At 70.5% G+C, this 13,058-nt stretch carries 10 protein-coding genes; 5 read left to right on the top strand and 5 right to left on the bottom strand.

Annotated features, from left to right (window positions below):
- Positions 1–149 precede the first annotated feature (149 nt).
- A complete protein-coding gene (locus tag IE226_RS02570) occupies positions 150–1,121 on the top strand; it encodes an NAD(P)-dependent alcohol dehydrogenase (protein ID WP_190079253.1) in 972 nt (323 codons plus the stop codon).
- A gap of 23 nt (positions 1,122–1,144) precedes the next feature.
- Here the strand turns inward: IE226_RS02570 and IE226_RS02565 are convergent, their stop codons facing one another.
- The 3 genes from IE226_RS02565 to IE226_RS02555 form a co-directional block, all read right to left on the bottom strand.
- Positions 1,145–2,368 carry a lytic transglycosylase domain-containing protein gene (locus IE226_RS02565; RefSeq protein ID WP_190079252.1) on the bottom strand — a complete coding sequence of 408 codons (1,224 nt, stop codon included), beginning with the start codon at positions 2,366–2,368 and terminating at the stop codon, positions 1,145–1,147.
- 25 nt (positions 2,369–2,393) lie between these two features.
- Complete coding sequence (locus IE226_RS02560; RefSeq protein WP_190079251.1) at positions 2,394–3,686, bottom strand: lipase family protein; 1,293 nt, start codon at positions 3,684–3,686, stop codon at positions 2,394–2,396.
- A gap of 118 nt (positions 3,687–3,804) precedes the next feature.
- On the bottom strand, positions 3,805–5,091 hold the full coding sequence (locus tag IE226_RS02555; protein WP_190079250.1) for a glycosyltransferase: 1,287 nt from the start codon (positions 5,089–5,091) through the stop codon (positions 3,805–3,807).
- 653 nt (positions 5,092–5,744) lie between these two features.
- On the opposite strand from IE226_RS02555, the gene IE226_RS02550 reads away from it, so the two are divergent.
- The gene (locus tag IE226_RS02550; RefSeq protein ID WP_190079249.1) at positions 5,745–6,902 is read left to right on the top strand and encodes a DUF6801 domain-containing protein; all 1,158 of its coding nucleotides are present in this window, start codon (positions 5,745–5,747) and stop codon (positions 6,900–6,902) included.
- A gap of 119 nt (positions 6,903–7,021) precedes the next feature.
- Positions 7,022–8,026, top strand: coding sequence for a COG1470 family protein (locus tag IE226_RS02545; protein WP_190079248.1), 1,005 nt, complete (start codon positions 7,022–7,024; stop codon positions 8,024–8,026).
- 155 nt (positions 8,027–8,181) lie between these two features.
- Here IE226_RS02545 and IE226_RS02540 read toward each other — a convergent pair whose 3' ends face one another.
- Complete coding sequence (locus IE226_RS02540; RefSeq protein WP_190079247.1) at positions 8,182–9,186, bottom strand: DUF6801 domain-containing protein; 1,005 nt, start codon at positions 9,184–9,186, stop codon at positions 8,182–8,184.
- A 469-nt stretch (positions 9,187–9,655) separates the two neighbouring features.
- Between IE226_RS02540 and IE226_RS02535 the strand changes: the two genes are divergently transcribed.
- Positions 9,656–10,936 carry a DUF6801 domain-containing protein gene (locus IE226_RS02535; RefSeq protein ID WP_190079246.1) on the top strand — a complete coding sequence of 427 codons (1,281 nt, stop codon included), beginning with the start codon at positions 9,656–9,658 and terminating at the stop codon, positions 10,934–10,936.
- Between the two features lie 116 nt (positions 10,937–11,052).
- Positions 11,053–12,210, top strand: coding sequence for a DUF6801 domain-containing protein (locus tag IE226_RS02530; RefSeq protein ID WP_190079245.1), 1,158 nt, complete (start codon positions 11,053–11,055; stop codon positions 12,208–12,210).
- 55 nt (positions 12,211–12,265) lie between these two features.
- Here the strand turns inward: IE226_RS02530 and IE226_RS02525 are convergent, their stop codons facing one another.
- Complete coding sequence (locus IE226_RS02525; protein ID WP_190079244.1) at positions 12,266–13,012, bottom strand: SAM-dependent methyltransferase; 747 nt, start codon at positions 13,010–13,012, stop codon at positions 12,266–12,268.
- Positions 13,013–13,058 lie beyond the last annotated feature (46 nt).

Raw genomic sequence — 13,058 nt, 5'->3', positions numbered from 1 at the left:
GGCCAGGCGGGTCAGGCGGGTCAGTTGAAAGGCATGTGACGGTTCCGCCGGCCGGGTCGCGAACAACTCGCTCCCCGCTCTGGCCAAGGGCGCGCTCTCCGACGACCATCCGAGGGAGTTCTTTCGATACGGCGGTCGGGGAGGGCCCGATGAAGGCCATCGTCCAGGACAGGTTCGGAACCGCGGAGTTGCTGCGTCTGCGGGACATCGACCGCCCCACGCCCGGCGAGGACGAGGTGCTCGTCCGGATCCACGCGGCCGGCGTGGATCCGAGCGTCTGGCACCTCATGACAGGGCGGCCCTATATCGCCCGCCTCAGTCCGCAGATCGGACTCCGGCGGCCCAGTCACCGGGTCCGTGGCTGGGATGCCGCCGGGACGGTCGAAGCGGTCGGCGCGAAGGTGCGCGGCGTGAAGGCCGGGGACGAGGTCTTCGGCGAGTGTGACGGGTCTTTCGCCGAGTACGCGTGCGGCAAGGGCAACCGGCTCGCCCCCAAACCCGCCTCCCTGTCCTTCGAAGAGGCCGCCGCGCTGCCCGTCTCCGGTATCACCGCGCTCCAGGCCCTCGCCGTGACGAGCCCGGGCCCCGGCCAGAAAGTCCTGGTCATCGGGGCTTCCGGCGGTGTCGGGACGTACGCCGTCCAACTCGCCGTCCACTACGGCGCCCGGGTCACCGGCGTCTGCGGCCCCGACGCGCACGACATGCTCCGCTCCCTCGGCGCCGCCGACGTCATCGACTACACCCACGAGGAGATCACCGACCGGTCCGTCCGCTACGACTTCATCCTGGACGCCGCGGGCAACCGGCCTCTCTCCCTTCTGCGCCGTGCCCTCGCCCCGCACGGCACGGTCGCTTTCGTCGGCGGCGAGAACGGCGGTCCCGTACTCGGCGGCATGGACCGCTGGGCGCGCGCTCTCGTGCTGTCCGCCTTCGTGGGCCAGACCTTCCGCCCGGTGTTCGCAGCTGTCCGGCAACCAGCCCTGCTGACCCTCAGAACTCTCGCCGAGGCGAAAGCGATCACCCCGGTCATCGACCGCACCTACCCACTTGCCGAAGCCCCGGCTGCCGTACGCCATTTGGAGAAGGGGCACCCCCGCGGCAAGCTCGTCATCAGCGTGTGAGTGCGTCGGCTGCCGAGCGGTGCCTACGGAGCGCAGGAGTCGGGGGGCGTCGAGTCGGTCGGCGAGGGCGATGGCGATCCCGTGGGTGAAGGGGTGGGCGGAGGGGAAGAGGGATCCGACGGCGTCGGGGTGCCGGAGGGCGATGGGTCGCCTGTCGGGGACGCGTCGTCGGAGGGGGACGGAGTGGGGCAGTCCGGGGTGGTGGGATCCGGATTGGTGGGCGCGGGAGTCGTCGGTCCGGGGCGCGGGCCGGGGGCGGTGGGGCGTGGGCCCGGGCGGGTCGGGGTGGGAGACGCGGAGTCGCCGGGGCGCGGGTTCGGCGGGTTGCCCGGCTGAGGGCCGATGACCAGGCCGCCGCCGTCCCCGCCGTTCGGGCGGGTTGCCGGGGTTTTGCCGCCCGGGCCGGGGCTGGTCGGCAGTGGGCCCCGGCCGTCGGGAACCTCGTGGACGCCGCGGCGGTAGAAGTCCAGCCAGGCCAGGACCGTGCGCAGGTAGGCGGTCGAGTGGTTGTAGCTGAGGATCGCCCGGTCCAGGTCCGCCTTGACGGAGAGGTCGCGGTCGCCCGCGCACAGGTAGCGGGCTGCCGCGAGCGCGGCGTCGTGGATGTTGTTGGGGTCGGCGCGGCCGTCCTCATTGCCGTCGGCGCCCCAACGGGCCCAGGTGGAGGGGATGAACTGCATCGGCCCCACCGCCCGGTCGTGCGTCGCGTCGCCGTCGTACTCCCCGCCGTCCGTGTCGGAGATCCGGGCGAAGCCGTTGCCGTTGAGGACGGGGCCGAGGATGGGGGTGAGGGTCGTGCCGTTGTCGTCGACCCGGCCGCCGCGGGCCTGTCCGGACTCCACCTTGCCGATGGCCGCGAGGAGTTGCCAGGGCAGGCGGCAGCCGGGGTCCGTGTCGGCCAGGGCATCCTCGGCGCGTCGGTAGGCGGTGAGGACCGTGGCCGGGATGCCGGACTGGGTGCGCACCTCGGAGGTCTCCACATCCTTGCTCCCCGACGTGCCTTTACTGCCTCGCAGGGGTGGAAGTTCGGTGTGGTACGTGTCGGATGAAGGGCCCGCGGGCGGAATCCAGCCGTCGTCTCCCGTGGCGCTGTCGGGGGCGGCGTCACGGCTGGGTGCGGCGAGAGGGCCACCGGGTGCGCCCGACGCGGTGAGTCCGGCCACCGCTACGGCCGCGACGACGGTGCCGGCCATGCCCCGGCGCATGCGGCCGCCGGCCTTCTTGCGGTGTCTGTTGGTCGTTGCCATGACTCACCTCTCGGAGTTTCGGCGCTCAGCAGTCGGGGGTGGCGGGCCGGCCCGCGAAGCGGTCGGCGAGATACGTCATGGCCTCGGCGTTCGCCGCCTGGATCGGCCAGAGGTGGTCGGCGACCGGGGGGTGACTCGTGGTGTCGTACGTCTTCCAGGTCAGCGGCACGCCTTGGGCGCAGTACTGCTTGTGCAGGGCGTCGGCCTGGTTCGGTTCGACGAGGGCGTCCTGTGTCGCGTGGTACTGGAGCACCGGCACCTTGATCTTCGGGCCGCTGCCGAGGGTGTTCTCCGTGTAGCGGGCGACCCAGGGGGCGTCGACGAGCGGGCTGCGGGTGACGTACGCGGACAGCGCTTTGTTGCCGTACTTGTTGATCATCTCGAGCGCGCAGCCGCCCGCTTCGAGGTCGGCGACCATGGCGCGTCCGGCGTCATTGAGCACGTCGCCGAACTTGAGCTCGGGATAAGCGTTGTCGAGGCCGATCAGGGCGTAGAAGAGGAAGCCCGAGCCGGGGCGGCCGTTGAGCGGCAGGGCCACCTCCATCAGGTTGGCGGGGACGCCGCCCGCGACGATGCCCTTGAGCTTGAGCTCGGGCGCGTAGTCGGGCTGGAACTCGCCCGCCCACAGCGCGGCCCCGCCGCCCTGTGAATAACCCCGGAAGGCGACCGGCGCGTCGGCGGAGAGTCCGCTCGCGGGCAGCCGCTGGGCGGCGCGGACCGCGTCGATGAGGGCGGGGCCGAGGGATTTGCCGACCATGTAGGTCGTCTCCGGCCCGGGCCGGTATCCCTCGTAGTCGGGGACGGCGACCGCGTAACCCGCCTTGAGCATGGCGTTGACGACCCACTGCTCGTACAGGGCGCCCTTGGCGATCATCCGGGACGGGGTGCAGCGGAAGGCGGGGCCCTGGCTGCCGGGGCCCCAGCCGACAATGGGTCGTGACGCGGGGCTTCCCCCCTTGGGCACCATGACGGTGGCGGTCAGCGCGTGGGATTCGCCGAGCGCGTCGGTGGACCGGTACATCACCTGCCAGGTGTCGGCCAGGGCGCGCGGCGTCGGGGTGCCGGGCTCGATCTTGCGGGAGCGGATGACGTCGCCGGGCTTCCCGTCGGGGAGGGCGGACGGCGGTACGTAGAAGTCGTCGGGCGGCGGCGTAGCGGCCGCGCGCTCCCCGGCGTCGGCGCTCGCATTCGTACTCGTACTCGCGGCTGCCCGGCCGGGCTCGCTGCCCGCCGGGCCCGGAAAGAGCGTGCAGGCTGCGAGGGACAGGGCGAGGACGGCGGTGAGCCGTCCTGCCCGGCGGGATATCCGTGTCGGCATGTCAGTTCCCTCGGGAGCTGGGGCGTGTGGCGCGAGTTGCCCGGCAGTTTGTGAGGCCGTCCGGCCGGTCAGGTCATGCGGTTGATCGCTTCCGGTCGCGGGGCGTGCGCGGGCTCCGCTAGATCTGCAGGCCATGCCGCGGGTTCTCCTGCTCCGCGATGGCCAGCGCTTCGAGATGTGCCGCCGCGGCGGGGGCTCCGCCCGCTTCGCGGAAGGAGTGGCCGACCCGGCGGGCGGCCGCGGCGAAATGCGGCTGTCCCAGTACGGCGTCCAGGGCGCACCCGACGGCCTTGGCGTCGGTCCGGCCGAACCGCACCCGCACGCCCGCGCCCACGGTGGTGACCCTGGCGGCGACCACGGGCTGGTCATCGCGGACCGGGGCCACCACCAAGGGGACGCCGTGCCACAGGGCCTCGGTGACGGTGTTGTGCCCGGCGTGACAGACGAGGGCGTCCGTGTGGGCCAGGAGGGCTAGTTGGGGCACCTCGGTGCAGATCAGCAGGTTGTCGTCGTCGCGCGGTGGCCCGAGGACCCCGTCGGGGTCGACGACCACCGCGCGCAGTTCGCGTGCCCTGGCGCGTACGCCGTCGACGCACTGCGCGAGGAAGTGGGCGCCCATCGTGGTGTCGGCGGTGTCGAGGCAGACCAGGACGAGTGCCCGGCCGTCGTCCCGGTCGACCCACCCCCACGGGAAGTCGGTGGTATCGGCGCGCGAGTCGGGCAGCCGGCCGAGCGCGGGGCCGACGAAGCGCACCGGGCCACGGCCCGGCGGCTGCGGGCCGGTGAATTCGCTGGTGGAGAAGACAAGCGTGAGACGCGGCGAGAAGCGCGGGTCGTAGCGGGCCGAGGGGTCGCCGAGGCGCAGCCGGAGTCCGTCCAGGAGGTCGGTGATCCACGGGTCGGACGGATCGGACCCATAGGCCGGATCGGAGGAGTCGGAGGGGCCGGAGGGGTCGGAGGCGTTGGACCGACCAGGGCTCGGGGTGCCGACGGGGCCGGCCGACAGCTCCGTCGAGGTGGTCGAGGAGGTGACGTAGGGGACGCCGAGCCGCTCGGCGACCAGGGCGCCCGCCACCGTCTGCTGATCGACCACGAGCAGGTCGGGCCCGAACTCCATGACAGCGGCGGTCACTCCGGGCGCCATGGCGTACGCGAGCGGCGCGAAGAACTCGTCCCACCGAAACCTCAGGGCCGCCACGCCGCGCAGATCACGGGGTCTGTCGTCGATGCCGGGCACGCCCGCGCAAGGAAAGACGGGGTGGTCGGCGGCCACCAGGCCCTCCAGGGCCGCGGGTTGCCCGGCCCAGGCCACCTCGTGCCCCCGGTCCACGAGTTCGGCGGCGACGGCCGAGGCCGGGGTGATGTGGGCGGCGAGCGGTGGCACCACGAGGAGGAAGCGGCTCACGGGGCATCGCCGCCGCACGGCGTGACGAACCCCGCAATGCCCAGGGCCGGTTGGGCATTGCGGGTGACGGTGAGCCCGGCGCAGCGGCGTTTGTCCGTGCCCGGGGCGAGGTGGGCAACGGCCGGTCCCCCGTTCGCGCGGCCGGAAGGGCTCAACCCCGGGACCGCGTCCGGGATTGCCTCACAAGACAGCATCAGAACTCCGACCGCTCGGCGACACAGGCACAGTCACGATCCGGACCGCGTCCGGACTCGGACTCGGACCCAGACCCCGGCCCGGGCAATTACGTTGAATTGACAATCGAGCCGGAAACGGAAGCTAGTCGCGCCCGGAGAAGCCGGTCAAGAGTCGTTTCACCGCATGCCGAAGATCTGTTGCGAGGTGAGTAAGGAACCGGGATCAGTTGTCACCGGGGCGCACCCCGCGTTTTTGGCATCGCGGCACAAGTCCCGTGTGTGCATTACTCACCTGCGTATGAAGCAATCCCTAAATCCAGGCAGCTGAATTCTGCTGGTAATTGACACCTTGACCGCCCAACTACCCGTCAGTAGTTTACCGATCCGAAACAGGACCGTATCTGGCGAAGATAACGACATGTACGGCCATTCTTCCTTCACCCGTTCTGCTCGTTCACGCAGTACGAGAGGCAGCTCATGAGAGCTAAACGAAAGAGAGCCGGGGTGCGTGGCGCCCTGGCCGCGGTCGCGACCGCCGGTCTTGTCACCGGCCTGATCACGGCAACCGGAGGTACTGCTTCAGCCGTTCCGCTGAAGCTCACGCAGAAGTACACCTGCAAGTTCCCGATCATCAACAACGATCCGATCGAAATCGAGATCACCGCCGACATGCCCGCCACCATGAACGTGGGCGAGACGGTCCCCGAGTACGACATCAAGGCCGTCACCAAAGTCAGCGCCAGGGCCGCTCAAGGCCTCGGCGTCATGGGCGCGGTCACCCTGGAAGGCAAGGCCACCGCCGATGTGAACGTGACCCTGCCCGGCGGCACCGGCAACCTGCCCATCAAGGTCGTCAACACCGTCGCCCAGACCAACATCCCCAACCCGGCGGCAGCCTTCACCGTCGACGCCACCGGCAAGTCGCCCGGCTCCCTGCTGACGTGGGCCGACCCCGGTACGGCCAAGTTCGACGTCACAGGCCTCAAGCTGCACAACATGATCGCCCGGGGCGCGGACGGCGCTCCGGTCCAGCTCCCGCCGTTCGGCGACGAGTTCGAGACCGCCTGCACGCTCGACGCGGGTCAGTCCACGCTTCTGCACACGATGGAGATCCAGGGCGGCAGCACCGACCCCGATCCTGACCCCGGCCCCGATCCGGACCCGGGCCCCTCCACCGGCAAGCAGAACGTGAACACCAAGGTCACGCCCAAGCAGGGCGGCGGTCAGCTCACCATGGCCCAGAGCGGCGACACCGTCGCACTGTCCCCGGTCGAGGAGGGCGCGGGCGGCAGCTCGACCGGCGCCCTGCAGAAGGTGACGGTCAAGGACGCCCGTAACGGCGCCACCGGCTGGTCGCTCACCGGGAAGGTCACCGACTTCACGGGCGGCGCCGGCACCATCGGCGCGGACAAGCTCGGCTGGACGCCGTCCTGCGAGACGGCGGCCGGGTCGGCGAGCACCTGTGTGCCGGGCACACAGGGGACGGTGGGCGGGGCGGGCGCCACGCTCGCCAGCGCGCCCGACGCGGCGCAGACCGGAGGCGAGTTCACGGTCGGCGCGGGCCTCGCCCTCGACGTACCGGCGACCGCGGCCGCCGGCGACTACGCGGCCGTGCTCACGCTGACGCTCACCTGATCCACGCTCTGCCTGGTGGGCCGGCCGTCGTGCGACGGGCGGCCCACCTTCGGCATTGCTCCGTCCTGACCCTCCCCTCCCCTCACCTCTCCCGCTTCTTCGCTCGCTCTGGGGGCCGCATGCACCACGTTCGTACGCAGCTCACGCATCACAGATACGCCGCCGTGCTCCTCACCGCCCTGACCCTGGCGCTCGGCCTGCTCACGGCGAGCGTGCCACCGGACGCGTACGCCGCCGACAACGGCCGATGGTCCGTCTTCCCCGCGGGCAAGAAGTCCGCCGAGGACGCACCCCATCGCTCGTATTTCCGGATGAAGGCGGATCCGGGCCGCACCCTGCGCGACAAGGTCACCGTCTCCAATCTCGCCAAGGAGCCGGTGACCTTCCTGCTGTACGCCGCCGACGCCTACAACACCCCGCGCGACGGCGGCTTCGCGGTGCGCGAGCCCACCGAGAAGCAGCGGTCCGTCGGGGTGTGGACGCGTCTCGCGCGTTCCGAGGTCACCGTCCCGGCGGGCGGCAGGACCACCGTGCCCTTCACCGTCGCCATTCCGCGCAGCGCGTCGCCCGGCGACCACCCCGGCGCCGTCATCGCCCTCGACAAGCGCGTCGCCCGCGCCAAGGGAACCGGCGTCGGCATCCGGCAGGCGGTCGGTGCCCGGATCTACCTCCGGGTCAACGGCGAACGGAGGCCCGGACTGAGCGTCCAGGACGTCCGGTTCGACTACGAGGTTCCGCTGGTACCCGGCCTCGGCAAGGACGCCACGGTCACGTACACGCTCGTCAACAGCGGGAACGTGCAGCTCGAGCCGAGGGTCGACCTCAAGGCGAAGGGCCTGTTCGGCCGGACCTCCTTCGACAGCGCGGGCAACAAGCTGCCCGCCGAGCTGATGCCGGGCCAGCGGGTGCGGATCACGCAGAAGTGGGCCGCGCCGCCTCCGCTGGACTGGGGCAGCGTCGAGCTGACCGCGAGCGACAAGGGCGGTGAACTGGTGGAGAGCGGGAGCACCGCCTATCGCACGGTCAACTGGGGTGTCCTCGCGGCGCTCGCCCTGCTCGTGCTCCTCCTGATCGCGGGCGTGGTGGTGCGCCGCCGCAGGTCTCGCACCGCCGCGCGGAGCTGATCCGTACAGCGTGTTCCCCGTGCTGCATGCCCCGGGCCTGTACGGCATGACCGCGGGCCCGGAGCGCCGCCGCTGCTCCGGGCCCGCTCTGCGCGCTGCCGTACGGCGGGAGTGCCACGGAACGCCGGACACCGGATGGCCGTACAGCAGCCGGCTCAGAGGGTCTCCTCGTCCCTCCGGATGCGCCGCGGCAGATAGTGGAAGGCCGCTATGCCGGCGGCGCCGAGGCCACCGGCCGCCGCCAGCATCAGGCCGATGCCGGACGTGCCGGTCGCCGCGAGGCTGCCCGAGCCGCCGGTCACCCGGGTGTCCAGCTGGGTGCCGGCGGATTCGGAGCCGCCGCTTGAGCCGCTGCCGCCCGAGGTTCCGTAGTCACCGCCGGCAGAGCCGCCAGCAGAGCCGCCGGCCGTGGTGCCGGGGTCGGTCGGGTCCGTGGGATCGGCGGGGTCGGTCGGCGGGTCGGTGGGCGGGTCCGTCGGAGGATCGGTGGGCGGGTCGGTCGGCGGGCCCGTCGGATCGGTCGGGTCCGTACCGCCGTCGCCCGTGATCTTCATCGTGTGCAGGTGAGTTTTCTGGCCTGCGTCGAGAGTGCACTCCGCCGTGAACTCGTCGCCGTTCGGCGGCAGTTGCACGGGCTTGCCCGCCGCGTCCCTGGCGATCATGTCGTGCAGCTTCAGACCCTTCACGTCGAAGGCCGCATCGCCTGGCTGGCCCCAGGTGAGCAGCCCGCCGGGTGACTTTCCGGTCGCCGTCACCTCGAACGGGGCCGCGGGGGCGGGGATATCGGCCTTGGCGACGGTGTTGACGACCTTGATGGGCAAGGTGCCGTCGCCGCCGGGCTGGGTGACGACCACGTCGGCGGTCGCTTTGCCCTCCAGGGTGACCGCGCCCATGACACCGAGGCCCTGCGCGGCGCGCGCGCTGACCTTGGTGACGGCCTTGATGTCGTACTCAGGGACCGTCTCGCCGACCTTCATCGTGGCGGGCATGTCCGTGGTGATCGCGGCTTCGATCCCGTCATTGCTGATGATCGGGAACTTGCAGGTGTATTTCTGCGTGAGAGACACCGGCTCGGCCGACGCACTGCCACCGCCGCCGGTCAGCGCCAGTACCACCCCCGCGGCCCCGGCCAGGACCGAACCGCGCACCGGCCTTCCCATTACTTTTCCCGGTTGTTCTCCCTTGCGGGCTCCCCTGCGGACTCCCATGCGATCTCCCATGTGTGGTCCCACTTCTGAAATTGACACAATCCAGAAATGACTACTGACAGGTAAGGTGCCCGTCAACCCGATCGGCAGAGTTCGGCGGGGTTGGGCGGAGTAAGGCGAAGCGGGACGCACAATTTGTCATCCCCGCACCAGCGTGTACTCACCGGGGCCACAAAACTGCCGGGACGTCAACTTCCGTTCGGCGGCGGCCGGAGCAGCCCTTGACCGCCCAACTACTCATCAGTAGTTTGCGTATCCGAAACACCGCCGTAGCGTCTGCGGTAATTCAGTCGGCAGATTCCCCAGCGGCGGCGTATTTCGCATCTCCGATTCCCCTGGACAGCTGGGCCGGCGAGTCCGGAATCGCAGAGGTGGCACCGACGTTCGTTTGTGCCCGTTCACGTAGCCCGAGAGGTAGCTCATGGGAGTGCACAAGAGACAAGCCAGGGCACGCAGTGCCCTGAGCGTGGTGGCGGCCGCCGGCCTCGTCACCGGCCTGGTCACCCTGAGCGGCGGTTCCGCCTCCGCCGACCCGGTGAAGCTCACGCAGAAGTACACCTGCAAGTTCCCGATCATCAGCAACGATCCGATCGAAGTCGAGATCACCGCCGACATGCCCGCCACCATGAACGTGGGCGAGACGGTCCCCGAGTACGACATCAAGGCCGTCACCAAAGTCAGCGCCAGGGCCGCTCAAGGCCTCGGCGTCATGGGCGCGGTCACCCTGGAAGGCAAGGCCACCGCCGATGTGAACGTGACCCTGCCCGGCGGCACCGGCAACCTGCCCATCAAGGTCGTCAACACCGTCGCCAAGGGTGACATCCCCAACCCGGCGGCAGGGTTCACCCTCACCGCCACCGGCAAGTCCCCCGGCTCCCTGCTGACCTGGGAGAAGGAAGGCACGGCCAAGTTCGACGTCACGGGCCTCAAGCTGCACAACATGATCGCCCGCGACGCGGACGGCAATCCCGTCCAACTCCCGCCGAACGGCGACGAGTTCCCCGCGGACTGCACCCTGGACGCGGGCCAGCCCACCGCTCTCCACACGATGACCATCGGCGGCGGCAGCACGGATCCCACGGACCCGACCGACCCGCCGACCGATCCGCCCACCGATCCCCCGACCGACCCTCCCACGGACCCGCCCACCGATCCTCCGACGGACCCGCCCACCGACCCTCCGGGCGATGAGCCGGTCAAGCTCGACTTCGACATCAAGGGCAACTCGTTCATCAAGGCCGCCAACGGCAACGCCCCGCTCTCGGGCGGCATCAACACCCGTTACGACCTGAACAAGGGCACCTTCGACGCCGATCTGCGGCTCGACCCGACCAAGGGCAAGTTCACCATCATGGGCTTCCTGCCCACGACCGCGGACATCGCCTTCGAACAGACCGGCAAGACAACGGGAACCCTCGACACCGCCGGTGCCCTGAAGTCGAAGTCCGAGATGTTCGTCAAGCTCTCCAGCGTCAACGCCTTCGGCCTTCCCATCGGCGGCGGCGCCGACTGCAAGACCTCCTCGGCCGCCAAGGTCGACCTCGCCAGCGAGGGCCGCTTCCAGCCGTACAAGGGCGGCAAGCTCAAGGGCACCTACACCCTGCCCGGCCTCAAGGGCTGCGGCGTCCTCAACGACATCATCAGCACGTTCATGGCAGGGCCGGGCAACACCATCGACATGGACCTGACCTACAAGAGCTAGGCCCATGTCACAGCGGCAAGCAGTCCGCCTCCCGATCCGGCCCCCTGCCCCCTTCGGGGCGGGGGGCCGGACCCGTTCCCAGACCCGTTACCCCGTCCCTAGAACTTGGAGAGGCAGTGCTGAGATCGCGCGCCACAGGATGGCGGGCCGCCCCCGCCCTCGTGCTGCTCGCCGGACTGATCGGCTTCACCTCCGGCCAACCGGCCGCCGCGGACCCCGTCTCCCTGACCCAGACGTACGAGTGCGTGTTCCCGATCATGGAAGAGGATCCGCTCACGGTCACCGTCAAGGCGGACCTGCCGGCCGAGGTGAAGGTCGGCGAGCGTATCCCGGCCTTCCGGGTCACGTCGGTGTCCGAGGTCAGCAAGGCGGCAGCCACCGCACTGCGCACGGTCGGCGGCGTCACCCTCGAAGGGACCGCCACGGCGGACGTCACCGTGCACATGCCGGAAGGCCCGCTGAACATCGGCCTCGACAACACCATCCCGAAGACACCCCTGCCGCAGCCGCCCGCCGACTTCCAGGTGACCGCGACCGGCCAGGCCCCCGCGCTGACGTTCCGGCAGCCCGGCAACGTGCGCATCGACGTCAACAGCCTGCTCCTGACGATGACCCCGCGGGACACGACCGGCGCCAAGACGGCCCTCGACACCTTCGAGACCGAGTGCGCCCTCGACCCCGGCGACCAGGACAAGACGCTGCACACCGTCCGGGTCGAACCGGCCACGACGGATCCCACCGACCCGCCGGACCCCGGCGGCGAACCGGAGCCGCTGAGCTTCGGCATCAAGGGCAGCTCGTACATCAAGGCGGCCAAGGGCAGCGCGCCACTGACCGGCGGCATCCACATGCGCTACGCCCCGGACACCGGCATCTTCGACGCCGATCTCGAACTCGACCCGTCCAAGGGGCAGTTCACCCTCCTCGGCTTCCTGCCGACGATCACGGACCTCGCCTTCGAACAGAAGGGCAAGACCACAGGAACCCTCGGCTCGGCGGGCAGCCTCACGTCGCACTCCGAGATGTACGTCAAACTCACCGCCGTCAGCGCGCTCGGCCTGCCCATCGGCGGCGGACCGGACTGCGGGACCACCGAGCCCGCCGAGGTCGACCTCGTCAGCGAGGGCCGCTTCCAGCCGCACGCCGGCGGCAGGCTCAAGGGCACGTACACCCTGCCGGGCCTGACGGACTGCGGCGCCCTCAACGACATCATCAGCACGTTCACCGCGGGCCCCGGCAACACCATCGACCTGGCCCTCACGTACAAGAACTGACGCGCACGCGTGGGTCCGGGCAGCGTGCTGCCCGGACCCACGCTCACTCAGGCCGTCAGCGGCGCATCAGTGCGAAGACCCCCCAGCCGAGGTACTCACGCTGGTATCGCGCGTAGCGGGCGGGAGCGGTGGTGAGCTCGGCCCGCACCTCGTCGGCCAGCTCGTCGCCGGGGTTCCGGTCGAGCCAGCGGCGGAGGTTGAGCCACTGGGCCGCCTGGTACCGGTCCCAGCTGTCCTGGTCGGCAAGGACCATTTCCACGACGTCGTACCCCAGCTCGCCGAACTGCTCGATCAGCTCCGGCAGTACGAGGAAGTCGTCCTTGCCGCGGGCGTGGCAGGCTTCGGCGGTTTCCTGGTCCGGCACTTCCCGGCGCCAGTACGGCTCGCCGATCAGCGTCAGGCCGCCGGGTCGCAGGCTCTCGCCGAGCAGCTCGACGGTGCCGGCCACGCCGTCCCCGATCCAGGTGGCGCCGACGCACGCGGCGACATCGACCGGCTCGTCCGCGACGAAACCGACGGCGTCACCGTGCACGAAGGTGACCCGGTCGGCGACGCCGAGTTCGGCGGCACGGGCGCGCGCCTTCTCGGTGAAGACCGTGCTGATGTCCACTCCGGTCCCGGTGACACCGTGGTCACGGGCCCAGGTGCACAGCAACTCGCCCGATCCGCCGGCAAGGTCGAGCACGCGCGTCCCGGGCTCCAGGTGCAGTGCCTGGCCCAGGGCGGCGAGCTTGCCGGGGGTGATCGGGTTGTGCAGACGGTGGCTACTTTCGCGGATGGTGAAGATGCGTGGAAGATCCACGAGATGTGTTCCTTCGGTTTGATGAGGTCATGGCGTCTGCGGGAGA

Source organism: Streptomyces longisporoflavus, from assembly GCF_014649775.1.
Classification (GTDB): domain Bacteria; phylum Actinomycetota; class Actinomycetes; order Streptomycetales; family Streptomycetaceae; genus Streptomyces; species Streptomyces longisporoflavus.
This window is presented reverse-complemented; position numbering and strand designations above follow the sequence as displayed.

Coding starts and splice junctions, on each gene's coding strand:
- IE226_RS02550 (WP_190079249.1), top strand. CDS start 5,745: ATGAGAGCTAAACGAAAGAGAGCCGGGGTGCGTGGCGCCCTGGCCGCG.
- IE226_RS02560 (WP_190079251.1), bottom strand. CDS start 3,686: ATGCCGACACGGATATCCCGCCGGGCAGGACGGCTCACCGCCGTCCTC.
- IE226_RS02540 (WP_190079247.1), bottom strand. CDS start 9,186: ATGGGAAGGCCGGTGCGCGGTTCGGTCCTGGCCGGGGCCGCGGGGGTG.
- IE226_RS02545 (WP_190079248.1), top strand. CDS start 7,022: ATGCACCACGTTCGTACGCAGCTCACGCATCACAGATACGCCGCCGTG.
- IE226_RS02535 (WP_190079246.1), top strand. CDS start 9,656: ATGGGAGTGCACAAGAGACAAGCCAGGGCACGCAGTGCCCTGAGCGTG.
- IE226_RS02565 (WP_190079252.1), bottom strand. CDS start 2,368: ATGGCAACGACCAACAGACACCGCAAGAAGGCCGGCGGCCGCATGCGC.
- IE226_RS02570 (WP_190079253.1), top strand. CDS start 150: ATGAAGGCCATCGTCCAGGACAGGTTCGGAACCGCGGAGTTGCTGCGT.